Origin of the sequence: Kribbella antiqua (genome assembly GCF_004345665.1) — a bacterium.
Classification (GTDB): Bacteria; Actinomycetota; Actinomycetes; order Propionibacteriales; family Kribbellaceae; genus Kribbella; species Kribbella antiqua.
In genome coordinates this window covers 177,960-202,606 of the sequence record NZ_SLWR01000014.1, presented here as the reverse complement: position 1 = coordinate 202,606, position 24,647 = coordinate 177,960, and the positions used below count along the sequence as shown (strand labels likewise).

At 66.6% G+C, this 24,647-nt stretch carries 20 protein-coding genes and 1 pseudogene; 14 read left to right on the top strand and 7 right to left on the bottom strand.

Translation table 11 applies throughout. The annotated features are described in order from the left end of the window. Positions 1–8 precede the first annotated feature (8 nt). The 3 genes from EV646_RS33660 to EV646_RS33650 all read right to left on the bottom strand — a co-directional run bounded on the left by EV646_RS33660 (position 9) and on the right by EV646_RS33650 (position 3,422). Entirely contained in the window at positions 9–692 is a 684-nt protein-coding gene (locus EV646_RS33660; protein ID WP_132155889.1) for a sigma-70 family RNA polymerase sigma factor, read from the bottom strand. A gap of 797 nt (positions 693–1,489) precedes the next feature. Continuing rightward, positions 1,490–2,440 carry an alpha/beta hydrolase gene (locus tag EV646_RS33655; protein ID WP_132155887.1) on the bottom strand — a complete coding sequence of 317 codons (951 nt, stop codon included), beginning with the start codon at positions 2,438–2,440 and terminating at the stop codon, positions 1,490–1,492. Positions 2,441–2,567: 127 nt separating this feature from the next. Then, the gene (locus EV646_RS33650) at positions 2,568–3,422 is read right to left on the bottom strand and encodes an alpha/beta hydrolase (protein WP_132155885.1); all 855 of its coding nucleotides are present in this window, start codon (positions 3,420–3,422) and stop codon (positions 2,568–2,570) included. A gap of 297 nt (positions 3,423–3,719) precedes the next feature. Here EV646_RS33650 and EV646_RS33645 point away from each other — a divergent pair, with 297 nt between their 5' ends. The 3 genes and pseudogenes from EV646_RS33645 to EV646_RS33635 all read left to right on the top strand — a co-directional run. After that, complete coding sequence (locus EV646_RS33645) at positions 3,720–4,292, top strand: Rv1733c family protein (RefSeq protein WP_479684491.1); 573 nt, start codon at positions 3,720–3,722, stop codon at positions 4,290–4,292. Between the two features lie 18 nt (positions 4,293–4,310). Continuing rightward, a complete protein-coding gene (gene gap, locus EV646_RS33640) occupies positions 4,311–5,321 on the top strand; it encodes a type I glyceraldehyde-3-phosphate dehydrogenase (RefSeq protein WP_132155881.1) in 1,011 nt (336 codons plus the stop codon). A gap of 357 nt (positions 5,322–5,678) precedes the next feature. After that, positions 5,679–5,894: pseudogene (locus EV646_RS33635) on the top strand (WhiB family transcriptional regulator); the annotation flags it as partial. 236 nt (positions 5,895–6,130) lie between these two features. Here EV646_RS33635 and EV646_RS33630 read toward each other — a convergent pair. Next, positions 6,131–6,604, bottom strand: coding sequence for a MarR family winged helix-turn-helix transcriptional regulator (locus EV646_RS33630; RefSeq protein ID WP_132155877.1), 474 nt, complete (start codon positions 6,602–6,604; stop codon positions 6,131–6,133). Between the two features lie 174 nt (positions 6,605–6,778). Between EV646_RS33630 and EV646_RS33625 the strand changes: the two genes are divergently transcribed. Both EV646_RS33625 and EV646_RS39100 read left to right on the top strand, forming a co-directional pair. Beyond that, positions 6,779–7,042 (top strand): hypothetical protein, encoded by a 264-nt coding sequence (locus tag EV646_RS33625; RefSeq protein WP_132155875.1) that lies wholly within the window; start codon positions 6,779–6,781, stop codon positions 7,040–7,042. 397 nt (positions 7,043–7,439) lie between these two features. Next, a complete protein-coding gene (locus EV646_RS39100) occupies positions 7,440–7,607 on the top strand; it encodes a hypothetical protein (protein WP_158291095.1) in 168 nt (55 codons plus the stop codon). 148 nt (positions 7,608–7,755) lie between these two features. On the opposite strand, the gene EV646_RS33615 is transcribed toward EV646_RS39100, so the two are convergent. Then, positions 7,756–10,518, bottom strand: coding sequence for a helix-turn-helix transcriptional regulator (locus EV646_RS33615; protein ID WP_199237346.1), 2,763 nt, complete (start codon positions 10,516–10,518; stop codon positions 7,756–7,758). Positions 10,519–10,615: 97 nt separating this feature from the next. Here EV646_RS33615 and EV646_RS33610 point away from each other — a divergent pair, with 97 nt between their 5' ends. The 6 genes from EV646_RS33610 (at position 10,616) to EV646_RS33590 (ending at position 18,436) form a co-directional block, all read left to right on the top strand. Beyond that, positions 10,616–11,044: a response regulator transcription factor gene (locus tag EV646_RS33610; RefSeq protein ID WP_241996497.1), complete on the top strand. Its 429-nt coding sequence runs from the start codon at positions 10,616–10,618 to the stop codon at positions 11,042–11,044. A gap of 336 nt (positions 11,045–11,380) precedes the next feature. Next, positions 11,381–14,152 carry a tetratricopeptide repeat protein gene (locus EV646_RS33605; protein WP_206752055.1) on the top strand — a complete coding sequence of 924 codons (2,772 nt, stop codon included), beginning with the start codon at positions 11,381–11,383 and terminating at the stop codon, positions 14,150–14,152. A gap of 343 nt (positions 14,153–14,495) precedes the next feature. Then, positions 14,496–15,965 carry an ATP-binding cassette domain-containing protein gene (locus tag EV646_RS33600; protein WP_241996496.1) on the top strand — a complete coding sequence of 490 codons (1,470 nt, stop codon included), beginning with the start codon at positions 14,496–14,498 and terminating at the stop codon, positions 15,963–15,965. Positions 15,966–16,179: 214 nt separating this feature from the next. Further along, positions 16,180–17,286: an ATP-binding cassette domain-containing protein gene (locus EV646_RS40785; RefSeq protein WP_277875153.1), complete on the top strand. Its 1,107-nt coding sequence runs from the start codon at positions 16,180–16,182 to the stop codon at positions 17,284–17,286. Then, a complete protein-coding gene (locus tag EV646_RS40780) occupies positions 17,264–17,734 on the top strand; it encodes an ATP-binding cassette domain-containing protein (RefSeq protein WP_338419305.1) in 471 nt (156 codons plus the stop codon). The genes EV646_RS40785 and EV646_RS40780 overlap by 23 nt, the downstream gene beginning before the upstream one ends. 249 nt (positions 17,735–17,983) lie before the next feature. Then, the gene (locus tag EV646_RS33590; RefSeq protein WP_132155867.1) at positions 17,984–18,436 is read left to right on the top strand and encodes an ATP-dependent DNA ligase; all 453 of its coding nucleotides are present in this window, start codon (positions 17,984–17,986) and stop codon (positions 18,434–18,436) included. 350 nt (positions 18,437–18,786) lie between these two features. Here EV646_RS33590 and EV646_RS33585 read toward each other — a convergent pair whose 3' ends face one another. Continuing rightward, positions 18,787–21,444 carry an ATP-binding protein gene (locus tag EV646_RS33585; RefSeq protein WP_132155865.1) on the bottom strand — a complete coding sequence of 886 codons (2,658 nt, stop codon included), beginning with the start codon at positions 21,442–21,444 and terminating at the stop codon, positions 18,787–18,789. 332 nt (positions 21,445–21,776) lie between these two features. Here EV646_RS33585 and EV646_RS33580 point away from each other — a divergent pair, with 332 nt between their 5' ends. Both EV646_RS33580 and EV646_RS33575 read left to right on the top strand, forming a co-directional pair. Continuing rightward, positions 21,777–22,103, top strand: coding sequence for a hypothetical protein (locus tag EV646_RS33580; protein ID WP_132155863.1), 327 nt, complete (start codon positions 21,777–21,779; stop codon positions 22,101–22,103). A gap of 228 nt (positions 22,104–22,331) precedes the next feature. After that, a complete protein-coding gene (locus EV646_RS33575) occupies positions 22,332–22,775 on the top strand; it encodes an aminotransferase class V-fold PLP-dependent enzyme (protein ID WP_132155861.1) in 444 nt (147 codons plus the stop codon). Positions 22,776–22,786: 11 nt separating this feature from the next. On the opposite strand, the gene EV646_RS33570 is transcribed toward EV646_RS33575, so the two are convergent. Continuing rightward, positions 22,787–23,962: a cytochrome P450 gene (locus tag EV646_RS33570; RefSeq protein WP_132155859.1), complete on the bottom strand. Its 1,176-nt coding sequence runs from the start codon at positions 23,960–23,962 to the stop codon at positions 22,787–22,789. An 85-nt stretch (positions 23,963–24,047) separates the two neighbouring features. Here EV646_RS33570 and EV646_RS33565 point away from each other — a divergent pair, with 85 nt between their 5' ends. Continuing rightward, positions 24,048–24,632 carry a TetR/AcrR family transcriptional regulator gene (locus EV646_RS33565; RefSeq protein WP_199237345.1) on the top strand — a complete coding sequence of 195 codons (585 nt, stop codon included), beginning with the start codon at positions 24,048–24,050 and terminating at the stop codon, positions 24,630–24,632. The last annotated feature ends 15 nt before the right edge of the window (positions 24,633–24,647 follow it).

The following is a 24,647-nucleotide window of genomic DNA, read 5'->3' as shown; positions in this document are numbered from 1 at the left end:
AGCCTCGTTCAGCCGGCGAGATCGGCGGCCAGGAGCTCTTCGAAGCCGGCGAGGTCGCCGGCCTGGGCTGCGCTCAGGAATGCCCGCAAGAAGTTCTGGTATGAAGCTGAAGGCACGACCGTGCGTCGGTCGGCGGCGATGTGTCTGCGGGCACGACTAACCAGTTGCCTGCTGTTGGCCGCGCCAAGGTGAAGGAACTCCGAGATCTGCCCGTACGGATAGTCGAACGCCTCGCGGAGGATGAAGGCGGCGCGTTCTCTTGGGGTCAGGCTCTCCATGACGATGAGCACGGCCTGTTCGACGGCTTCGTGGGTTTCAACCCTTGTCGCCGGGTCGTCGCCCGCGTCAGCCCCTTCGGGTGCCGAGGCGGACATGGAAGTTTCGCGGCGCCACCGGGCGGACTGGCTGACGTTGATCGCGAGCCGGGTGGCCATGGTCGCCAAGAGTGCCTGCGGGTCTGCGACGACCGTGCGGTCCGTCTTTTGCCAGCGAAGCCAGGTCTCCTGCACGACATCCTCGGCCTCGCTGGTGCTTGCGAGCCATCGATACGCTATCGCCATCAGTCGAGGTCGCGCTCCGACGAAGATCGCGACCGCCTCGTCGAGATCGCCGCTGACTTCTTCGGCGCCTGCGGTCTGGACCGCCAAGGTGTCCCCGTCGTCCCAGCTCTGCCTTGACACTTCGGCGTTCATGTTCCCGGCCCCTCTCCCGCTCTGGCAGGCATCTCGCAAATGCCCTAGCCATCACGGTGCGGGAGCCGGTCGCCCGGTCGCGCCTCGCGTAGTACGTGGGTGGTTACGTGGTCTCTGACCACCACGTGGTCGTGGCCAACCCCGGGGGTAGGCGGCCTACAACGTGGCAGTGGGAGTGAGGTTGCACGGCCTCCATGTCCAGGCTCTGAGTGGCGGTCAGTCCGAAGCATCTTCCGTGCCAGCTCGGAGTGGCCCCAGACTGGGCGAAGGTTGCCGCAGGCCCCATTCGCGACCGAGATCCGGACGAGGCTCGACGGGAGCCAGAACGGGGCACTTGTGCCGAAAGGCCGGCGTCACACATCGAGCGCCTGTCCTGTCTCTATTTCAGAACAGGTTGCCTCCATATCTGGGTCGATTGGCGGGCAACACGAAGGGGCCGCGATCCATCGCACACTGGCGGTCAGGGCTTCGAGGCACCTTGGACAGGCCGCAGAATGCTCCCTGAACAGGCGGGGTTGATGTGCCGATCCCTGCATCCGCATCAGCCCCGCCCAACCATTGCGAGTTGCTGCTCTGGACCTCTGCTTACGTCCAGCGGCAGGTGCGCCGACGTCGAGCAGCGTGTCACCGGGCGCCGGCTCGCAGGCTTCGGCTGATGCGACAGCAGATCTTCTGACCCAGTCACGGTTACGCGAGGAATTGCCGCGTCACCGAGTGGTGACGCGGCAATCCGTCTTCTCTGTGTGTCGTTTACTCCGAGGCGGAGTGAAATACCTGGGTGACACCGGGCGGTCGGCTCAGTCGGAGCCGAGTGCCGTGCGGAGGATGTGAATCGCCTGCTCGACCGCGCCGGTCGTGGCAGCTGTCTGACGAAGCGGGTTGAGCATCATGAAGTCATGGATGATGCCGTTGTAGCGGACGCTGGTGGTGCGCACGCCGGCCTCGGTGAGCTTGCGTGCGTACGCTTCGCCCTCATCGCGGAGTACGTCGTTCTCATCGACGATAAGGAAGGCTTCCGGCAGCCCGGCGAGCTGATCGATGCTCGCCCTCAGCGGGGAGGCGGTGATCTCTGAGCGCTTGGCCTGGTCGGGCAGGTAGCAGTCCCAGAACCAGGCCATCCCCTTCGCGGTGAGGAACGGGCCTTCGGCGAACTCGCGGTAACTGTCGGTGTCCTGACCGGCATTGGTCACCGGGTAGTACATCGACTGATGGACGAACGTGACGTCCCCCCGCTGCTTGGCGAGAAGCGCCAACGCAGCCGTCATGTTGCCACCGACCGAATCGCCGGCCACCGCCAGCCGCGTCGCGTCGAGACCTTCGGTCGACCCTTCCTTGGTGATCCACTGTGCTGTCGCGTACCCCTGCTCGATTGCGACCGGGTAGTGAGCCTCGGGCGAGCGGTCGTACTCTACGAACACGACCGCCACGTTCGCCCCGACGGCCAACTCGCGAACGAGCCGGTCATGAGTCCCGGAGTTGCCCAGGACCCAGCCGCCGCCGTGCATGTACAAGACGGTCGGGAGGGTGCCAGTCGCGTCGACGGGCTTCACGATGCGGGCTCGGACGTCGCCGACCTCCGCCGGAACGGTGATCCACTTCTCGGCCACGTCGGGCTTGGCGATCGGCGCAGCTTGGACGTCGTCGAGGACCTTGCGGGCGCCGTCGGGGCCGAGCTCGTAGAGGAACGGCGGACTGGCCGTCGCGTCTGCGAACTCCTGGGCCGCTGTCTCGAGGAAGTGTTTGCTCATGGGGGATTCGTCCTTTCGGATTTCTCGATCGACCGACTTGATCGATCGAACTGCTACGGCTACCGGATCGCCTTCGGAAGTGGAGCGAGCCTGCTCGTGAAGTTGAGTAGCAAGACCGAGTTGCTTGCTACCGTCCTGCGCTTCCCTGACGTCGAGTGTCGGACCTCGTCGGCCAGTCGGTCTTGACCGGTGCGGTTGCATAGCGCTTCGCCCATTCGAGCGCGTAGTCGGCCACGGCTTCCCAGCCGGGAGCGCCGGCAGTGAAGTGGGGGCGGCCGACGAACTCTTTGTACTGCACGACTGCTCTCGACTTGCTGAGGCGCTTCGCGGCCTCCTTGCTCACGGAGGCCGGGATCGTGTGGTCTTCGGTGTTTCCGATGACCAGGAGCGGAGGGCGGTCGTCCTTGTGGAAGTCGACCTTGGTGACGGAGCGCGGATTGAAGTTGGCGAATGCCGCTTGGAAGACCACCCGGCCCGGAGCGGCCACTGCGTAGCGCTCATAGGCCGCGTTGGCGTCCTCGTCGTCCATCGTGTTCGTGAAGGCATAGTGGAACTGCTTCGACGTCATCGCAAAGGTCTTGTTCTTGTTGGCCGGGTTTCTGAGCACCGGGAAGACGCAGCGGAGCAAGGACGGCGGCAAGCGCAGTACGCCCTTCACCGGCGCTGGCGAGAGGCAGACTCCGGCCGCGCCGAGCCCCCGGTCGAGCAGCAACTCCGTTACCAGTCCGCCAGTCGAGTGCCCCATGATCACTGGCGGAGTGGCGAGGCTGCGGATGATCCGCTCGTAGTGGTCGACGACCTCGGCGATTCCGAGCCCATTCATGACGGACGGGTCGCGGCGGAGCGCCTCGACCTCGCCGTCCATCCGCGGCCAAGCTGGCGCGAGCACCTCGTATCCGCGCTCCTCGAAGCGCGCCTTCCAGCCCTCCCAGCTGCGCGGCGTGAGCCACAGACCGTGGATTAGAACCATTGTGGGTGACATGACGACTCCATTTGCTGAACACGGCAGGCCTGCGCGAGGTCCGGGCCGCGAATGACGATTCGAATCGCGCCGTTGGCAACGATCGGTGGGTATCAACCAAGTCCGAACAGCGGCACGATTCGTGACACGACCCCAGCGCGCACCGCCGATTCGCGGCCAGTCGGCGTCCATGCAACCGGGCCGTACATCGACGCCAACCCCGGCGTCACAGCACACGTGCCTCTCTTGTCTTAGCTTCAGAACAGATTGGAGAGCGCGATGAGCACCACCCACCAGCACCATGCCGAGTTGTTCGTCGTGATGCAGCTGCGGCGGCTCTGGCTCGGACACAATCCGTTGCGTCGAAGGGTGGACAGGCTCGAGGCCGCGTTGCTCATGATCGTCCTCGTGGCTGCCCTGCTAGTGATCCCCGCGGCGGCGGCTTTCGGTACGACGATCCGCAACCGCGCCGAACATTCGGCCGCCGAAGAACGCGCCGAGGCCCGTCCGGTTCAAGTGCGAACACTGGGGAACACTGCCGAAGCCGTCCCCTCGAGTCCCGGACTGACCACTACGTCGGTTCCAGTCAGGTGGTTCGACACGTCGGGATCCCGGCACGAGGGCAAAGTAGACGTGCTGATCGGAACCAAGGCTGGCACCGAACTGACGATCTGGCTCGATCGGGACGGCGCGATGACACGCGGTCCCCGCCCGCCCGCCGACAGTACCGCTTTGGGGGTCGCGGCCGGAGTCACCATGCCATTGCTCGCATGGCCATTGCTGCTCGCCTCGTTCGGGCTCGCGCGCCGGCCGTTGGATCACCGCCGCGCGCAGGCCTGGGCACGCGAATGGGAGCAGGTCTCGCCACGGTGGACACGACCACAGTACTGACTATCCAGGAGGCCGGAGATGACTATCAGGGTAGGGATCAACGGGTTCGGACGGATTGGGCGGAGCTTCCTGCGGGTTGCGCTCGAGCGGGCGACTGAGGTGATCGAGGTGGTGTCTGTCAACGACATCACCGACACCGCCACTCTGGCGAACCTGCTCCAGTACGACTCGACCCTCGGGCCGCTGCGTGAGCGCGTCCACCACACCGACAACACAATCGCTGTCGGCGAGACAACGATCCGCGTGACGTCCCAGCCCGATCCCGCGGCGCTGGACTGGCGGGCTGCCGGCGTCGACATCGTGATCGAGTCGACGGGACGGATCCGCACCGGAGAGTCCGCCGCCGCGCACCTGACCGCCGGCGCACGGAAGGTGATCCTGTCGTCCCCGGGCAAGGGTATCGACGCGACACTCGTGATCGGGGTCAACGAGCAGACGTATAACCCGGCCGAGCACCACATCATCTCGAGCGCATCGTGTACGACGAACTGCGTTGCGCCGATGGTGTCCGTCCTGCACCGGGCATTCGGAGTTCAGCGGGGGGTGATGACCACTATCCACAGTTACACCAACGACCAGGTGATCCTGGACTCCCCGCACAAGGACTTGCGCCGTGGACGTTCGGGCGCGGTGAACCTCATCCCGACGAGCACCGGCGCGGCCAAGGCCGTCGGCGTGGTGATCCCGGAGCTGGCCGGTCGGATCGACGGCGTGGCGGTCCGGGTCCCGCTCGAGGATGGATCACTAACTGACCTGGTCGTCGAGCTAGCCGAGCATGTGACCGCGGAGCGGGTCAACCAGGCATTCGCCGAGGCGGCCTCTGGCTATCTGAAGGGTCTGCTCCGGTACAACGAGGATCCGATTGTGTCGCACGACATCGTCGGCGACCCTGCATCCTGCATATTTGACGCTCCGCTCACTCAGGCGAACGGCAACCTCGTCAAGACTTTCGGCTGGTACGACAACGAATGGGGTTTCACCAATCGGCTCCTGGACCTGGCTGAACTCGTTGCCCTGGACATGAAATAGGGACCGGTAAATGAGTGATCCGAGAAGGGTTCCGAAGCGACCCGTGTCGCCTGCCGCACTGACGGCTGTCGGCGTGACGCTCAGGGCACGCGCCGTGGCCCGTCGGAGGCGACGCGCACCACGAGTGATGGCGAGCGACAGGACATCGGCTGCGCTGCTGCGCAACAGAGCCCCCGATGCCGGCGGGCCTGGCGTCTTGAGCCCCTTTGCACCTCGGCGCCAGGCTTGCCGTTCCACCAGGTCGCTCCGGAGGTGTGAGATGCGCCAGCTCGCTGTCACGGAGCGGAGGATCGTCAACGAGGGCGAGCCGGAGCACGAACCGTGGCCGCTCGATCCAAGAGATCCCGACGTGATGCCGTGAGGTGGCTGCTCAGAGGTGCATGTCGGAGCGAGGACCCCGAGCTCTTCTTTCCCGTTGGAACCACCGGCCCAGCACTGCAGCAGATCGAGGCCGCAAAGATGGTATGCCGGCAGTGTGAAGTGGCCGACGCCTGTTTGGACTGGGCCGTACGTACCGGCCAGGACGCCGGTGTGTGGGGAGGGCTTTCCGAGGTCGAGCGCCGTGCCCTGAAGCACGGGCGGCGCGTAATGGATCAGTCAGAGTCCCCTACAGGGGGAGGTAACGCCGAAGGGGCGGCCGCCGATCGCGAGCATGGCGAACGCGTCAGCAACGGTTGAGATCGCCCGTCGCAATCTGCCTCGTCCGTTGCCGCCACCTGATCACTGTGGCAGACGAGAAGGCCTCTGAACTTTCTCCGGCAGCTCGACGGGCTCTGTTGATCCAGCCGTCGAGGTGTGTCCGCGTCGGGTCACGAGTGGTCGGGGCCGTTGGGGTCCTTGGCTGCGGCGATAACTTTGGTCAGGCGGGCATGGATGTCCATCAGTTCGTCGACGTCCATGCCTAGTCGTTCGACAATCGCAGGGGGCACCTTGAGTGCCTCCTCGCGGAGAGCGCGGCCTCTTTCGGTGAGGGAGACGGCGAGTGAGCGTTCGTCCTCGGTGGAGCGGTCCCGGCGCAGTAGCCCGGCGGTTTCGAGCCGTTTGAGCAGGGGAGACAGTGTTGCGGGCTCGAGTTGGAGCATCCCGGACAGGTCCTTGACCGATACCGGCTCGAATTCCCAGAGCGCCAGCATCACCAGGTACTGCGGGTGTGTGAGCCCCATCGGCTCGAGGACCGGCCGGTACAGCGCGATCACGCTTCGCGAGGCGACTGCCAGAGCGAAGCAGACCTGATGATCGAGCGACAGCGGGTTGTCTACCTGCGCGATCTTGGGCCTTGCCATGTGCTTAGTGTAGCGATCTTGTGTACACTGATGATTAGTACACTAACTAAATCTGGAGGAGCGATGCCGGGAGTGACAGATGCCGGTCGACAGGGAGCGGCCACGGGCGAGCCTGTGCCGTCTCACCCCCGCCAAGGACGACGCGGTGTACGACGCCAGCGGTATGTCCGGCCGATGAACATCGAGACCGTCCAGCGCTGGGTCGTCTCTGCCATCCTTTTCCACGTCGGCAGCGTCCCCGCCATCACGCTGGCCGTCTACAGCATCGGTGTCGCCGCCGCCGACTTCGGCCGGGGTGTCGGCCTGTGGATCATGTCCGGCGTGATCGGCCTGCTGACGGTCGTCGGAATCCTCCTCATCTTCCAGCGCACACCACGTTCGGCCTGGCTCCTGCTCGGCATCCTTCCCACCGCGGTCACTGGCTTCTACATCTTCTGACCGATTCCGCCACAGCCTGGCGCGTATCTCGACGACAAGATGCAGGGGCGACGGGCTGCTCTGTCGAGGAGCCAACTTGTCCGAGATCGAGAACGGAATCCGTCGCCGATTGGCCAGCCAGGCGGCCAGCGTAGGTTTGCGCTGTGCCTTGGTCGCTGCGCTGGAGCGCAGATCACCTGCTCCTTCGCGGCCGTGGGGACGGCGTTGCGAGCCGCGACGTGCCGCAGCGGCTCACGCACCCGAGGTTATGCGCCGGCGCGGATGACTAGGAGGCGCGCGGCTCGTCACCGAAATCGAAGGTCTGCTCCGACCGGTCCGGATCGAGCCGACAGCTCGCCGCGTGCCGATGCTGATCGCCCCGGCGAGCCGACCGCTGGGGGCGAGAAAGGACCATTTGTTGACGACCCCCACGGCGTACTCGTGGGGCGCGAGCCAGGACCCAGAGCATCTGACGTTCTGGTTGACGGCGCCGGTGAACAGGATCGTCCCTGGATGGACCGTGTGGCGGGACCAGGCCTGGAACCGGATGACGGCCGCCAGCACGTCGGCTACGGCTGCGCCTTAGTCCACTCACGTCAGTCCGCCGCCGAGCCGCCGAATCTCCTCACCCTCGGTCGAGTGTGATGGCGGACATGGGCCGGGCGGCCGCAGTGCCAATCTGGGGAAACAGGAGGACGCGCGGCGCCTGCCGCGTGTCCTCCTGATCCGCGACCCTAGGCCGAGGTCGCCGCGCCATGGGGCAGCATGGCCGGGATCTGCCTGCGGGAGGCGATGCCGAGCTTCGAGAACACCTTGCGGAGGTGCCAGTCGACCGTGTGCGGGCTGAGAAACAACCTGGCGCCGATCTCGGAGTTGGTCAGCCCATCGCCGGCCAGACGAGCGATCTGCGCCTCCTGAGCAGTGAGGGCCGTGTAAGTCGCGACGGTGCGTTTGCGCACCTTCGCTCCGGTGGTCCCTAGCGCGCGACGCGCGCGTTCGGCGAACGCGTCTGCCCCGAACCGGCTCAGCATCTCGTGGGCGATGTCCAGCTGTGCACGAGCGTCGACGAGACGGTTCTCCCCCCGCAGCCACTCGCCGTACAAGAGATGCGCGCGCGCCAGGTGTACGCGGACGTCGGTCCGGGCGAGTCGCTCGATCGCCTCACGGTAGAGGCTCTCCGCAGCGACGCCCTCGCTCAGCAGCGCACGCGAGCGCGCCTCGACACCGAGCGCCCAGTCGGTGCCGCTGGCCTGTGTTACCTCCGAGAGCTGCTCGAGTGCGCCGGACGCCAGCTCGGACGCGCCGCTCCGTCTGGCCGCCTCGACCAGCTCGGCCAAGGCCCACTGCGGCGCGCCGAACTCCTGCTGGTATCTGGCTGCCGCTTGGGCCGCGGTCACTGCGTCCTCGTATCGGGCGAGACCGTTGCAGAGCACCGCGTCATGGCAGTGTGCGACGGTAACCCCGAGTCCCTGACCATGCTGCCCGGCCCCGCTGATCGTGGCGTCGATCAGCGGGCGTGCCTCGCGCTCGTGGCCACGAACGGCAGCCAGTGCGAGAGCCCCGAAGGGCGGCTGGTTGGTCCCGATCGCAGCACTCACCGTTCTGACCTCCTCGATCACCGACGCCGCCGTCGCCAGGTCGCCGGCGAAGACCTGAACGACGGCCGACGAGTCGAGTGCAAGCGGGAGCTCGCTGAGCGCGCCGGCCTCGCGAATGATCGTCACGTGACGGGCTGTGACCGTGTGCCAGCGCTCGAGGTCCCAGAGATCCGCCGCGATGACCCCGGCAAGCAGAAGCCACCGTAGGGACTCCTGGACGGGAACGTCCTCGTCACAGAACGCTGTGAGGACTCGCTCGATGATCGGTACCGAGGCGGCGTAGCCGTCCGTGAGACGCACGGCAAGGCCATCCAGCAGCTTGTCGGGCGCGCGCAGCCGCAGCGGCGGCGGCGCCCCGCGCGCCGCCTCACCCACCTCCCGGTAACCGGGGCTGCGCGCCAGATGACCGGCGAATATCACCGCCGAGACCGCTTCCAAGTAGGTCTCACGAGCGAGCGCCACGTCGAGCTGCTCGAGCCGGCGAGCGGCGGCGAGCAGCAACGGAGGGGCCTCCTTGCCGCGGCCCTGCGCGAACGCGATCCCGGCACGCAGCACGTCGATCCGTGCGCGCGTGAGCTCGTCGGGTTGTCCGGCTCTCGCCGTCGCGAGGAGAGCGGCCGCCGGCTCGAACGCCCCAGCCCGGAACTTCGCTTGGGCAGCTTCCAGCGCGCGCTGCGAGCGGCGGGCAGGATCTTGCGTCAACTCTGACGCGCGCTCGAGGAACGCGGCCACCGCTGCGATACCGCCACGAGCCTGGGCCCGCTCTGCCGAACGCTCGAGTTCCACGGCGACATCCTCGTCAGGGCCTGGCGCGGCCTGAGCACGATGCCACGCCCGGCGATCCGGATCGACGTCGGCATCGATCGACTCCGCCAGCGCCCGATGTGCATTCTGGCGGTCCGTCAAGGATGCCGCTCGGTACACCGCCGAGCGCACCAGCGGATGCCGGAAGCGCACCCGGCTGTCCAGCGTCATCAGCTCCGAGGCGTCGGACGCGGCGGCGTCCACGTCGATGCCCAGAAAATCGGCCGCCCGCCTCAACAACCTCCCGTCGCCGACCGGTTCGGCGGCTGCAGTGACCATCAGGTGTCGCGTCTCGGCCGGGAGCGACTCCACGCGGCGGAGGAATTCCCGCTCGATCTGGCCCGACAACGGCCGCGCCTGCAGACCCCCGAAGCCGCCGGCCATCTCCGCTGCGGTCCACCCGCGGGGTAGCTCGAGCAGGGCCAGCGGGTTACCGCGCGCCTCGGCAACGATGCGGTCGCGCACCCGCTGGTCGAGGGGACCGGTGACGACCGAGTCGAGGAGCGTTCGTGAGTCGCGGTCATGCAGCCCCTTCACAGGCAACTCGGGGAGGCCGGCGAGAGTCTTCTCGGGTGTGGGTTCGCGGACGGCGAAGACAAGCATGACCGATTCCGCGAGCAGCCGGCGGGCTACGAACGCCAGCGTCAGTGCCGATGCATTATCAAGCCACTGCGCGTCGTCGATGAGGCAGACCAACGGCTGCTTCCCTCCAGCGTCCGCGAGGAGGCTCAGAACGGCCAGGCCGACGAGGAACCGGTCGGGCTCGGTCCCGGTGCGCAGACCGAACGCCGTGGCGAGCGCGTCTCGTTGAGGCTCCGGAAGGCGGTCCAAACCGGTGAGCAGTGGGGCACAAAGCTGATGCAGGCCGGCGTAGGACAGCTCCATGTCGGACTGGACGCCAGCAGCCCTCACGATGCGGCATCCGGCGGAACGCTCGAAGAGGTACTTCAACAGCTCGGTCTTCCCGATCCCTGCGTCACCGCGCAGGACCAGGGCAGCACTGCGCCCCGCCCTGACGCCGCCCAAGAAGTCGTCGAGGGCTCGACACTCGTCTCGCCGCCCAATCAGTCCGGCGCTCGAACGGCTGGGTACCACCGGTCGAGAGTACTCCGACTGCATCCGGGCCGACAGGCCTAGGCGGCACAGGAGCAGGATGCGGTTCTGCTCCTCGGGCGCTATCTACGGGACTCGAGTGCTCAACGTCGTCGCGCCAAAGCATCTGCGTGTAGAGCCCCATTGTGCAGCCGGGATGCCGCGGGATTCCTACGAAGGCGACGCCGCCAGACCGGCTCGCCGCAGGGATCGAGACCGTCGCAGCAGGCGAATCGTTGCTGGCGCCGTCGTTGACCCGACGGCTGATCGAGGAATATGTACACCGACCGCCCCCTTCGATGGCCTGCCGGACGCGTTGCGACGCCTGACGGATCGCGAGCTCGACGTGTTCGAACTCATCGCGCGTGGCCTGTCCAACAATGAAATCGCGGCGGATCTCAGGGTCGCGGAGACGACCATGAAGACGCATGTGAACCGAGACCTCGCCAAGCTCGGTACCCGTACCCGGGTGCAGGCCGTAGTGCTCGCCTATGAGACCGGACTCGTCCGACCGGGCGGTTCGGGTTGATCGCCGACGGACTCCTAGGCGTGCTGGTCGAGCGAACAGGAGCCCGATGTAAGGCCCTAGCTCTCAGGCTCGCCTGAGCCCGACAGCGAACGTTGGCTTCATTCTGCGTCAGCCGCGCTGTTGCTTGAGAGACGTAACGCACGGGTGCCGTGCGCGATGCTGATAGTGGGGGACTAGGAGGGCATCGGCGGTGAAGGCAACCACAGATGGGAAGTCTCCCCTAGGCCGCCTGAGCCTGTTAGGTCAGCTGGTGAGGCAATGACACGCTGGCGGTGGGTGGTCAAGCGCTTGAGGCGTGGCACCCGGCGAGTGCTGAAGAGGCGGTGGCCGTGGTACGTGCTGGCCGTTGCCGGAGTGTTGCTGATCTCTGCGCGTTGGCTGTCCCCGATCCTGGTTGGGGCCGTCGAGGAGTATTTCGGTGCTTCCGTGGAGACGCGGGATCAGCTCAGTAGCCCGGTCTCGTTGGCGGTAGGGTTCGCCTCGCTGGTGTTGTCGGCGATCGGCTTGCGGTGGCAATCGAGGTCGTTTCAGTCGCCTGCCGAGCAGGTCGCAACTGGGCCGGTGGTCGCGCCCGTGGCGGGGATGGCGTCATTGGCAGTGCCGGCGGTCGGAACTGTGAAGCCGGTGCGCGGCCGCGGTGAGCTGGTTTCAGAATTGTTGCTGCTGCACAAATGGCGCGGGCACCGTATACGGGCCCGGGTTCGGATTCTGTATGGCAGGGGCGGCGAGGGTAAGACGACCGTCGCTCAGCAGGTAGCGATCTTGGCGGAACGGCGCGAGGTTTCGGTGTGGTGGATCTCGGCGGCTGAAGAGACTGAACTTCAGACGGGAATGAGGCAGTTAGCTCGCAGGCTCGGCGCGACCGTTCAGGAACTCGAGCGCGAGTGGGTCGAGAATGCCCCCGACGTCCTGTGGCGGCGACTAACTGCATATCCGGACCGATGGCTGTTGGTGATCGACAACGCTGACGATTCGCGCATGCTCGCTCCTCATGATGAGCCGGTCGCCTATCAGCGGGGATGGCTCCGCCCAGTCAACACCAAGCGTGGAGCGATTCTCGTAACGAGCCGTGAGGGCGATCCCGCCACCTGGGGCGAGTGGTGCCAGCTGCATCTGGTTGAGCCGCTGTCACCAGTCGACGGCGCCGACGTGCTGCTCGACCATGTCCCGAGTCATGCTGGAAGCCACAACGACGCAAAGGGATTGTCGATACGTCTCGGCGGGTCACCGCTTGCCCTGACCCTCACAGGTCGCTACCTCGCCGACGCCAATCGCGTCCCGCTGCCCGGCGGCATCACCACTTTTTCCGCCTACCGGGATGCCCTCGACCGAGGCAACCTTGCGGCATTGTTCCCCGACCGCGGCGATCAGAGCGAACAGCCTCGCCGAGTCATCGCCCAGACATGGGAACTATCGCTCGAGCTCCTGGCAGATCGTGGACTCCGGTCGGCTCGGACCCTGCTGCGACTCCTAGCCTTGTTTGCCGATGCCCCGATACCCCACCATCAACTTCTAGATCCGGATGTTCTCGCGGCATCACCATTGTTTAGCGGGATCGAAGCCGCCCACCTTCGCCGCGTGTTGCATGGCCTGGACGCACTGGGGCTCATCAATCTCGGGAACGACTCCGGGATCGAGCCGGCCGCAGCAGCAGGGGCTATCCCCACGATTCGTCTGCATTTGCTTATCCGGGACGTGAGCTTGCATCACCTCCGCGGCACGCCGCAGCTCCGACCGACAATCGCACTGGCAGCCCAACTACTCGAGCTCGCCACGTCCAGTTCTCGTGTTGGCGAAGTTGCCGACCCTGCCGCTTGGCCTACTTGGCACAACCTCATGCCTCACACTGTGCACATGCTGAAGCTGGCCGCGGCCACGTCGGATCCTGACCTGCAAACTATCGCCAACGCGACCCATGCGGCACTTCGGGGAACGCAGTACCTGTCCCACAGCGGTCTGTACACGCTCGCCCTGTCCGACAGTCAAACTATCCGCGACATCACGTCACAGCTGCTGGGTGCGGAACATCCGTCCACGCTCCAGGCGAGGGACAACCTTGCCTTGTGCACCGGGCAGGCGGGTGATTGGCAGTCGGCGCGGGACCAGTTCGCCGAGCTGCTGCCAATCCGGCATCGTGTGCTGGGTCCCGACCATCCAGACACCCTGACCACCCGCAACCATCTGGCTGAGTGGCGCGGTCAGGCGGGTGATCCGGCGGGGGCCCGAGACGAGCTCGCCGAGCTGCTGCCGATTCGGCAGCGTGTGCTGGGTCCCGAGCATCCAGACACCCTGACCACCCGCAACGACCTTGCTCTTTGGACCGGCCGAGGGGGTGACGCCAGCGCGGCGCGAGACCAGTTCGCCGAGCTGCTGCCAATCCGGGAACGGGTGCTGGGTCCCGAGCACCCGGACACCCTGACCACCCGCAACGACCTTGCGTCATGGACCGGCCAGGCGGGTGATCCGGTCGCGGCGCGGGACCAATTCGCCGAACTGCTGCCGATTCGGGAAAGGGTGCTGGGCAATGAGCACCCCGACACCCGGGGCACTCGCGGCAACCTCGCTACCTGGACAGGTTGGGCGGGTGACTCAGAGGCGGCCCGTGATCGATTCGCTGAATTGCTGAATACCTCTCTGCAGTTGGTCGGCCCAAAGCACCCCGATACATTGCGCTGCCGGCAAGGCCTCGCCATCTGGACCGGTTACGCAGGTGACCCCGCCGCGGCCCGCGACCAGCTGACAGAACTGTTACCGGTCCAAGAGGCAGTGCAGGGTGCAAGCCACCCCGAGACCCTGATCACCCGCACGAACATTGCCATATGGAACATCAGGCTTGGTGACCTTGTGCTTGCCCAGAACCAGTTAACCGAGCTGCTGCCGATCCGAGAACAGTTGCAGGGTCCCGAGCACCCCGACACCCTGGGCATACGAGAGGCCCTCGCTCATTGCGCCTACAAGGCGGGCGACTGGGACGCTGCCAAGGAGCAACTAGCCAGGGTGCTCGCAGCCCAAGAACGATCGCTGGGTCCTGAGCACCCCGACACCGTGGATAGCCGCAATGAGCTGGCCAAGTGGAGCGGTGATGCGACTGACCAGCCGTTTACCTAGCCGCAGAAGTTCAGTCAACTAGCCGGGTCGCGATCGTCCGGTCCGGCGATCAGGCGCGGCTGTGGACCCGCAACCGCCACGACATCAGCGACCGCTTCCCCGACATCGTCACCGCCGCCTTCCGGCAGCAGCCGGCAGGCGTCGTGCTCGACGGGGTTATCTGAGGCGTCAGGGACCGTGTAGAACGAGCTTGAGGAGTTCGATCGAGCGGGCTCGCGCTAGATCATGTCGGCGCCGATGGACGTCCCGGATTCCTGTTGTGGACGCTCTATGTTCGCCGTGTCTACAACAGGGGATTGAGCTGCTGGATTCGCCGGGCTTCTCGGGCCGGTTGCAGGCTGTGGTGGAGGCGACGAGGGACTGGACCTTCACCTTCCGGCTGGACAACACCTGGACCGTTTTGGCCCGTCGGCTGACCGGGATCGGCGCGGTTGCCGTACTGCTGTCCTGGCGCTGGTGGGTGCCCTTCCTGATCGCCGCCTCGTTCATGCTGTTGTCCAAGACCTACACGACCTGGCTGAACACGGCGTTCGACAAGTTACTGCAGAGCTCGGCGAGCGAACTCCGGCGGGCACGCTACGTCCGCGGGCTGTTAGTCCAGACCGAGACGGCCAAGGAGGTCCGGCTGTTCGGGCTGACGGACTGGCTGGTGGATCGGTACCGCGCCACCTGGCTCTCGGCGATGGCTGCCCTCTGGCCGTTGCGAAAGCAAGGGCTGCGGCCGGTCTACCTGTGCTGCCTCGTGATGGCTGTCGCGGTGGGGGGCGCGTTGGCCCTGCTCGTCAACGATGTCGCCACCGGAGCCGTCGGCCTGGCCGGCGTGATCACCTTGATCCAGGCCATGCTGGCGCTCGAAGCGTTCGGCATCCTCGGAGATCCCCAGATGGCGCTCGGCCAGAGTACGGCGGCGACCGTCGAGCTGACGCGCCTCCGCCGGGAGGTCGGCCTTTCCGAGACCCACCCAGCCGTATTGAGCTCCGAGGACCACCAGTCCGAGCCGAGCCAGGAGGACCGTGCGGTCGAAAACGCCGCCTTCACTTATCCGACACGGGACGACCCGGCACTCAGCGGTCTCAGCCTGCACATCTCGGCCGGCCAGTCGGTGGCCATCGTGGGAGTGAACGGCGCAGGGAAGTCGACAGTGATCAAGCTCCTCTGCGGCTTGTATCGACCCGACCAAGGCACCGTCCGGGTGGACGGAGCAGACCCTGCCGAGAGCCCTACGGCCAGGCGGCGGGTGGCGGTGATCTTCCAGGACTTTGTCCGATACCACCTTTCCTTGCGCGACAATGTCGGATTCGGTGCGATTGCGCGGCACCATGACCAGCGGGTCCTGAACCGAGCGTTGGTCGATGCTGGTGGCAACGATCTGCTGGAGCGTCTCGAGCATGGCTGGGACACCATCCTGTCCGCCGAGTATGAGGGCGGCACCGACCTGTCCGGCGGGCAATGGCAGCGCGTGGCGCTGGCCCGGGCACTCGCGGCGGTGGCCGGGGGAGCGGGTGTGTTGATCCTCGATGAACCGACTGCTGCGCTGGATGTTCGCGCGGAAACGGCCTTGTTCGATCGGTTCCTGCAGGTCACGCAGGACGTGACGACGATCCTGGTCAGCCACCGGCTGTCCAGCGTCCGTCACGTCGACAGGATCGTGGTGCTTGATCCCGGGGCGGGGATCGTGGAGGACGGGAGCCACGACGAGCTGCTGCGCGCTGGCGGCCGCTATGCCGAGATGTTCACCCTCCAAGCCCGCAGATTCGCCCAGGCCGGTAGCGAGACACTGGCCGGCGATGAGAGCCAGGAGCCGGTCGGATAAACCAGACGTTGCGCGGTCTCTGGCTAGTGCTGTCCACCTCGGTACGGGCGAGCCCTCGGATGGCCCTGCTCAGCCTGACCGAGACCGCCAGCAGAGTTCTAACGGCCGCCACCCCCTGTTCATCGGAATCTTCGCAGCTGGCGCGATCGACCGCGATACCCGCCAACTGCTGCTCGCGGCTGCTGCACTGGTCGGTTCGACCGCGCTGAGCAACGTGCTGCAGACCATCGGTACCAACGCCCGCGTGGCGCTGATGGAACAGGTCGGCTTCGCCTTCGACGTGAAGATCGTCGAGCTCACCGCCAGCGTCCCGAGCCTCGATCATCTCGAGACCGCCGATTACCTGGACCGCATGCAGATGCTCCGGGACGATGACGGCATCCTTGGCGGCAGCCTCAATATCCTGATCAACACCGTGAACTCCCTGGTGTACGCGGCGAGCGTCCTGCTGGTGGCGGTCTCGGCCGACTGGCGGCTCCTGGTGCTGGTCGCACTGGGTGTCCCGCGGTTGTTGACGACGCGCTGGTCGATGCGATGGGGAACCGTCGCCGAGGAGCGAAGCGCCGCCCCGAGCCGGCTGTCCCGTCACCTGATCGACCTGACCACATCCGCGGATGCGGGCGCGGAGACCCGCGTATTCGGTCTGCAGCGCGAGTTGCAGCAACGGGTCCGGGATTCGGTAAGGGCCTGGCGCGCGCCGGGCGTACGGGCGTCGGCTCAGAACGCGGGTCTGGCAGCCGCGGTCTCCGGGTTGTTCTTCGGATCAGCCGTCACGCTGCTGGCGTGGATGACCCACGACGTGATCGCCGGTTCGGTGTCGGTGCAGTCCCTGGTGGTCGCGCTCGGCGTGGTCAGCGGACTGGAGCGAGTCAGCGGGATCGTCTCCTTCGCCGTCCAAGACATCGAGCGCGTGGTGCGCAACACCTCGCGCTTCCTGTGGCTGCAGGACTACGCGGCCGAGGTCGGCGAGGCCCATCGCGGCGAGCTCGAGCCGCCGGCCCGGCTGAAGACTGCCATCCGCCTCGAAGGGCTGGGCTTCCGGTACACCGGCGCGGACCGCGACTCGATTACCGACGTGGACCTGGGGCTCCCTGCGGGCTCGGTGGTAGCCCTCGTCGGCGAGAACGGCGCCGGCAAATCGACCCTGGTGAAGCTGCTGGCGGGCCTCTACCAGCCGACACGCGGCCGCATCCTGCTCGACGGCACGGACCTGACCCACTACAACCTGGCGGGCGCGGATGTCGGGCGCGTTCCAGGACTACGCCACCTTCGAGCTCGCAGCGCGCGAGGTGGTCGGTGTGGGAGACCTGGACCGGGTTGACGACGAGGACCGGATCCACCAGGCGCTGCACGACGGCGCCGCCGAGGACGTCCTGCAAGCTCTTCCCGACGGCCTCTCGACCCAGCTCGGCACCACCTGGGCGGGCGGAGTCGACCTGTCTGGTGGCCAATGGCAACGGCTCGCCCTAAGTCGCGGCATGATGCGGCCGCACCCGCTCCTGCTGGTCCTGGACGAGCCGACCTCCGCCCTCGACGCGGCCACCGAGCACAACCTGTTCGAGCGGTACACCGCCGCCGCACGCCAAGCCGGTCGGAGAGGCGCCGTGACGCTACTGGTGACACACCGGTTCTCGACGGTCGCCGCCGCAGACCTGGTGGTCGTGCTGGACCAAGGCAAGATCGTCGAGGTCGGCCGTCACGCCAACCTAGTCGCGAACGCGGGCCACTACGCCGAACTCTACGAACTCCAAGCCCGCGGCTACCGGTAAGCCAAGCACTTACACGGCGTCGGCGACGCCCGGAAATCGGCGACCGACGCCGGGAGCCGCCACAGATCTGATCTCTCAAAGCCCGAAGGGCGAGCTCGAGCTGGAAAGACCCGGCGAGTTCAGGCGAGGAGTTGCCGATGGCCACAGTTCCATTCCGCCCGAGCCCAGATCTGACATCGGGCAACCGGAGCAACCACGCCGTCGTGGACATGTCCACGACGCTCACGGCCAAGCAGCTGCCAGCTAAACATAAACGGGGAAGTGGTAATCCTGCTCGACGGGAAACTCAGCTTTGACGCACTCCAGCGGCGCCTGGTCACGGCTCCGTCCAATGCGCGGAAGCTGGTCGCCGAAGTGCCGGCGTCGTACGTCGCGTTCGACGTGCTGGCGGCGGCCGGCGTCGATCTGCGCACGCAGCGCTGGACGGTACGCCGCGGCCGCCTCGAAAAACTCGCATCGAATTGGGCCGCTGGGCCGCTGCAGTTGTCACCCGTCACTGACAGCCTCGACGAGGCCCAGGAGCGGTTCGACGTACTGCCCGACGCGATGGGCATCGAGGGCCTGGTGGTCAAAGGTGCTGCGACCCGGTATATCGGCGGTCGGCGCGGCTGGGTCAAGGTCAATTCTGTTGGGGTCGCGGTGTTCTACGAGTTCACCCGTCGGACATACGACCAGGACAGCAGCCGTTCGCGTGGAGCATGACTGTGAGCGACACCTGTCGGACACGCTGCGGACAACAGTTTGCTGTGACGCCGCGAGGCTCAGCTGTGGGTCGTCGCGATGGCGGCGAGTAAGAGCGTCGGGGTCCGCGGCACGCGCTGCCGGGATCGATAGTGCTGCCTGTCAATCGCTATGCAACTCTCCTGGGACGATCGTCATGACGGAATTGCCAGAGATGGGTCACACTGCTACAGACCACGGTCCGAGTGCGCTGACGCGCGCCGCTCCAACTACCGGATCTGCCGATGATGAGCGGGTGTCAACGCTCACGTTTCGGGATGCGGCCATCGCGGGGCGCTTGAGTGCACGGAAATTGAGTGCAGGAATCTGCGTCAGTCGTCTGGGGCGGTGGTTGCGGCGATGGCGCTCTCGAGTGCCTCTCTGATGGTCATGCTGTGTCCTCGTTGGTAGGCGTCGGTCCACTCGGTGGGAGTCATGGTCGGTCGCGCCGCGGCGTGGGCGTCCGCGATCGGGGCTTCTTGCCAGCGATCGCGGGCGACCCCCCTTTGTTCAAGTTCGGCGTCGGCAGCCCCGAGCAGAACCGGCGTCCACCTTGGGAATCCTGCCTCAGCGACTACGGCACTGTAGTCCTCGGCGAAGAGCGCGAGGTTGAGGGTGCTTTCCAGGCTCAGGGACTGTTGCAGCTGCGCGGACATCAGCTCGTGAGCCTCCTTGGCGCGGCCGGTTTTACGCAGAACGAAAGCGATGTTGTGGTTGGCCCGGATTGCCATGTAGTCGCTACCATAACTGCGGGACACGCCGACCGCCTCGTGCAGCAGCTCGAGCGCGTGTTCCCAGTTCTCCTCGTCAATGTCCAGGAGAGCCAGACGCGCAAGCACGTCTCCGAGGAAGAAGCTGTCGGCCAGTTCCCGTGCACGCAGCACGGAATCCTCCATGGCGCGTCGGCCCGCGATTCGGTCCCCGAGTGCACCCTCGAGATCGCCCAGAGCTGCCAGGGCATTGGGCAGTTCGGAGTCACCTAGTCTCCGCAGGATCTCAACGCTTCGGCGGGCCGCATCGCGCCCGTCGAGGAGTTCTCCCTGAAGCTCCAGGGTCTCGGCGTAATCGGCGAGGCACCGGCCCAATGCTGCGGTCTGGCCGCCGTGCGGGTTCTTGAGGCAGGCCTCCAACCAGTGGCGAATTTCGTCGAGGTCCACGTGCTTCCATATCCACGCCACGCTGGACAGCAAGGCCAGCCCGAGATTTCGATTCGATCCGGCGCTATTCCCCGCGTCGCCGCCCGGGGCGCTAGCCCAGGTCAATGCCTCCCGGAAGTTGTTCCGCTCCACATCAAACAGACGGCCCCCGCGCTGTACCTGTGCGGGCGTCGTCAGTACCCGGCGCGCCTCCAGCCGTTCGGCAACCTGGACGTAGTGTGCGGCGTGCCTTCGGCGCACGTCAGCAAGCTCGCCAGCTTGGGCGAGCTCCTCGACGGCGAATGACCGGACGGTCTCCAGCATCGCGAACCTGGGCTCGCCGTCGTCATCCTCGGTCACTGTCACCAGGCTGGCGTCGACCAGGTCCGCGACCAGATCGATCAGCTGGGTGCCTCTCCCGGCCTCGTCCGCATGAACCGCCGCCAACGCCTCGAGGTCCGCGCCGCTAGCGAACACGCCGAGGTGTCGGAACAGCAGACGCTGTTGCGCGTTGAGCAGGCGGTAGGACCAGTCGATGGTGGCCCGGAGTGAGGTGTGTCGGGCCGGTCGGTCGACGTCGGAACCGCGCAGGTCGAGGGCCTGTTCGAGGCGGAGCAGGAGAGCCCGTGGCCCGAGCACGTTGGTGCGGGCGGCGGCGAGCTCAATGGCCAGCGGCAGGCCGTCGAGGTGTCGACAGATCTCCGACACGTCTGCGGCGTTGGAGGGTGTCAAGGCAAACGAAGGGCGCACGGCTCGGGCCCGGTCGACGAACAGCCGCACCGCCGCTGATGCTTCCGCCGCCTCCGGCGTGTCCTCGGTCGGGAGCGCGAGCGGCAACACGGCGTATTGATGTTCACCGGCCAGGTTGAGGGGTCGTCGCGAGGTCGCGAGGACAACGATCTCTGTGGTTGCGTGCAGTAGCTGGTCCACGGCCGCTGCTGCTCCGTCCATCTGCTCGAGGTTGTCCAGTACAAACAATGCCGACAGCGGCGCCACGGATTCGAAGAAGGCAGGCGGTGCGCGCCGGTCGGAGGGCAGACCGAGGACGTCCCCGATGGTGCTCCAGATGAGGCCGGGGTTCGTGAAGGCAGCCAAAGATGCAAAGCACACTCCGTCCGGGAACTGCTCGGCGACCTGACGTGCGGCCGCGATCGACAGCCGGGTCTTTCCCGACCCGCCCGGGCCCGTGAGCGTGACCAGGCGAACCTGTGGGTCCGCCAACAAGCTGACCAGATCGGTCATCTCGGTGTGGCGACCCAGCAGAGGGGTAGTGGTGACTGGGAGGCTCGCGCTGGTTCCGAGTGATTTCAGCGGCGGGAAGTCGACCGGCAAACCGGGGATCACGAGCTGGTAGACGTGCTCAAGCGCGTCGAGGTCCTTCAATCGGTGCGTGCCGAGGTCCCGCAGCGAAACCCCCGCCGGCAGCCGGCCAGCGACGAGCTTGGCGGTCGCATCGGAGACCACCACCTGACCGCCATGCGCGGCCGCCGCGATCCGCGCGGCCCGGTGAACATCGAGCCCTACGTAGTCCAGGCCGTGGACCCGCGGGGTGCCGGTGTGGATGCCCATGCGCACCCTAACCTGCTCATCGTTTGGCCACTCGAGCCCGCCAAGAGCGACCTGTGCCTGGACAGCGGCTCCAACTGCGTCCTCCGCGGTCGAGAACACCACAAAAAAGCTGTCGCCCTCGGTACCCATCTCCACGCCGCCGAACCCTGCCCATGCCGCCCGCTGGGCCAGTCGGTAGCTATCAAGAGCCTGCTCATACGCCCGGCCAAGGCGTGTCAACAGACGCGTCGACTGCTCGACGTCGGAGAACAACATCGAGACCGTCCCAGACGGAAGCTCGGCCACACCCCCATCATCACGCCGCAAGATCGGGCGCGACACTTCTCGCGGCCCTCCGCCGGCAGGAGATCCTTTGCATGGCGAGGTTGGCAGAGCACGGTGCGCGCACCCCGTGATGCCCGCTCAGGCCGCGATCCCGCACAGCGTGCTCCCATTCAGCAGCCTGCTTGCCGTCGACCTCAGGCAGTTCTCGAGAGGGGCGTCGCACACGTACTGATCAACACCCTCAACACGACAGTGCGCGACGCGCCTAAAGACCCCGACGAAAGGTCAAGCGGCGCGACACTGTCGACGTAATCGCCGGCGGCGTCCTCGGATCCCTGCGCCACCCCGAGGTGGTGATCGCCGGCCGCTACACCGAAGCAGACGAGCTCGTGATGGTCGGCCGCACCGTTCCACTCTCCGCGGCCCAGTCCGCCGAGCTCGGCGCCGCACTGAAACCCGCCAGGCGCGGGCACCCGTGGCCGGACGAGATCAGCTCGGTGCGCTGGGGCGGCCGCGACTCGAAGAAGCCCCTCACCAAGGTGCAGCCGCTGGTCGTCATAGAGGTCCTGGCCGACGCGGCCATGCAGTCCGGCCAGTGGCGCCATGGGCTCCGCTACGCGCGCTATCGCCCAGATCTGACCCCGGATGACGTACCGCTGTTCGCCGACTTCCGCGGATAGCTGACCGGCTCGGGCAGGATCGGTGCGCGGATCCCGAACCAGGCGTCGAGGATCGCGTCTTCGCCAAGCACTCCGTACGGTGCCGGGCCCCGCTCCAGGATCCGAAGCAGAATCACCAGGCGCCGTGCGACCTCACATCCCATCTCCACCAGCAATCCCCACCGGTCTTATCGCCCGGAGACTGGGCGGTGTCTCGGGCTTCAGCTCGCCGAGGGCGAGGTTCGCAAAGTGGACAGCCTCTGTGCGTTTTCGGACTGCCCGCTCGGCCGCCGAGCGCCGTTCTGCGGTCGACTAGCCGTGGAGCACCTCGGTGACCGGCACCGAATCCAGAAACTCCGCGACACGCTCCACGACCACCTCGTCGATGCTCTGCCCGGCCGTGTGTTGCTGAACGGACCTTCAGGGCTCAGACTGCCGAACACACTCAACGTCAGCATCAAGGGCACCGTCGGTTCCGAGGTGCTCCGCAACGCGCCGACCATCGCGGTATCCACCGGTTCGGCCTGCCACAGCGGTGGTCCGGAGCCGTCTCCTGTCCTGTCTGCGATGGATATGGACCGCGCTCGGGCTGTCGCCGCGATCCGGCTCTCCCTCGGTCGCGGAACCACAGCCGACAACATCGACAAGGCCACCGACGAGCTCGCCGCCGCTGCCCGGGCCGCCAGCAACTGAGCCGGGCCAGCTCACCAACGCACAGGCAACTCGGCCAGGCCTCCGGTCAGCATGTTGCGCCGGAGGACCACATCACCCGCGTCGACCGCGAGAGTCAGCCGCGGGAAGCGCTCGACCAGTTGCGTAAAGACGGCTTGCAACTCGATGCGGGCAAGCGGCGCACCGATGCAGTACCGCGCGCCATGCCCGAAGGTGAGGTGAGCCCCAGCCTTCCGTCGTACGTCGACCCGGTCGGGATCGGGGAAGACGGCCGGATCGTGGTTGGCGGCACCGTTGTCCAGCAACACCAGTTCGCCGGCACGAACCGTCGTACCGTCGATCTCGAGATCGGTGCGCGCGTAGCGGGGAATCCCACCGCCGCCTTTCGCCGGTGCCCGCAGGATTTCCTCGACCGCACCGGGCACCAACGCAGGGTCACGGGTCAGCGCTTGCCACTGCTCTGGGTTGGCCAGCAGGAACAATGCACCCATCCCGATCTGGACGACTGTCGTCTCGTGCCCGGCGAACAACAGGGCCATCGACAGGCCGGCAGCCTCGGCGTCGGACACACCTTCGGCGGCACACAGTCCGGAGATCACGTCATCGGCCGGCTCCGCTCGCTTCCGGGCGACCAACTGCAGCCCGTAGCCATACAGCTCACCCAGCCCGCGTTCGGAGCGAGCACGATCCTGGATGTTCGCCGCATCGGCCGTCCAGGACCGGAACTGGTCGCGGTCGTCGTACGGAACGCCCAGAAGCTCGCAGATCACCAGGATCGGCAGCGGCTCTGCCACCGCCGCGTGCAGGTCGGCCGGGGATCCATGTGCCGCCAGGTCGTCCATGAGCTGTGCCGTCAGCGCTTCGATCCGCGGCCGCAGCGCACGCATCCGCCGGGGATTGAAGTGAGGCTGCAGCAGCGACCGCATCCGGGCGTGGTCCGCCTGTTCGGTGTCGAAGTTGCCCATGGGACCGCCGAACAGTGCCGATTCGCCGGTCCGCGCGGCGGTCTCCGGCGCCGGGTGAGCGCGGCCGAGACGAGCATCGTCGAGCAGCTCCCGAACCTCGGTGTGACCGGTGACGAGCCACGCCTCGTCGCCGACAGCCGTCCGGATCCGGTGGATCACACCACGCCGCTGCAGCTCACGCAGTTGCGGTGCGGCGTCCAGCGGGTGCAGTTGCTCGAACGGAAGCTGAGCGAGATCGGTCATGGAAACCTCCGTTTGTACAAGCTGGCTTAAACAACCGTAGATGTATAGTTCGGAGTTAACAAGTAGGAGGACGATGGTGGCTCCAGTGAGTGCCGGGGTTGATTCGGCTGCACCCGCCCGGCGGCTTCCGCGGGCCGAGCGGCGCGAGCAGATCCTCGGCGCCGCCACCCGTGCCTTCGCACGCGGCGGCTACGCCTCGACCGCGCTGGACGACGTCGCCACGGAGGCCGGGATCACCCACGTGATCGTCTACCGGCACTTCGCCTCGAAGTCCGAGCTCTACCGCGCGGTGCTCGACCGCGCCTGTCAGCGGCTCGACGAGACCGTCGGCACCGGGGAGTACGACGCCGACGCCATACCAGCGCTGCTCCGTGCAGCCGCTGCCGACCCCGACGGCTTCCGGCTCCTGTTCCGGCACGCCGCCCGGGAGCCCGAATTCGGCGACGTGATCGACCAGATCCGCTCCAGCGGGACACAGATCGCCGACCGCCACCTCAGCGACGAGATCCCCGCCGGGCCTTGGCGAGACTGGGCGGCGCACCTGATCCCGATCGTCGTCCTCGAGGCCGTCATCGCCTGGCTCGACGCCGGCCAACCAGACGCCGACCTGGCCGCCGCCCGAATTTCCGCCGCGATCAACGCCATCATCAAGGCCACGACCCAACCCTGACCTTCGATCGTCCGG

What these genes read in the sequence shown, in the direction of transcription:
- EV646_RS33650 (WP_132155885.1), bottom strand. Translation starts at nt 3,422, where the DNA reads ATGTCACCCACAATGGTTCTAATCCACGGTCTGTGGCTCACGCCGCGC.
- EV646_RS33660 (WP_132155889.1), bottom strand. Translation starts at nt 692, where the DNA reads ATGAACGCCGAAGTGTCAAGGCAGAGCTGGGACGACGGGGACACCTTG.
- EV646_RS33630 (WP_132155877.1), bottom strand. Translation starts at nt 6,604, where the DNA reads ATGGCAAGGCCCAAGATCGCGCAGGTAGACAACCCGCTGTCGCTCGAT.
- gap (WP_132155881.1), top strand. Translation starts at nt 4,311, where the DNA reads ATGACTATCAGGGTAGGGATCAACGGGTTCGGACGGATTGGGCGGAGC.
- EV646_RS33655 (WP_132155887.1), bottom strand. Translation starts at nt 2,440, where the DNA reads ATGAGCAAACACTTCCTCGAGACAGCGGCCCAGGAGTTCGCAGACGCG.
- EV646_RS33570 (WP_132155859.1), bottom strand. Translation starts at nt 23,962, where the DNA reads ATGACCGATCTCGCTCAGCTTCCGTTCGAGCAACTGCACCCGCTGGAC.
- EV646_RS33625 (WP_132155875.1), top strand. Translation starts at nt 6,779, where the DNA reads ATGAACATCGAGACCGTCCAGCGCTGGGTCGTCTCTGCCATCCTTTTC.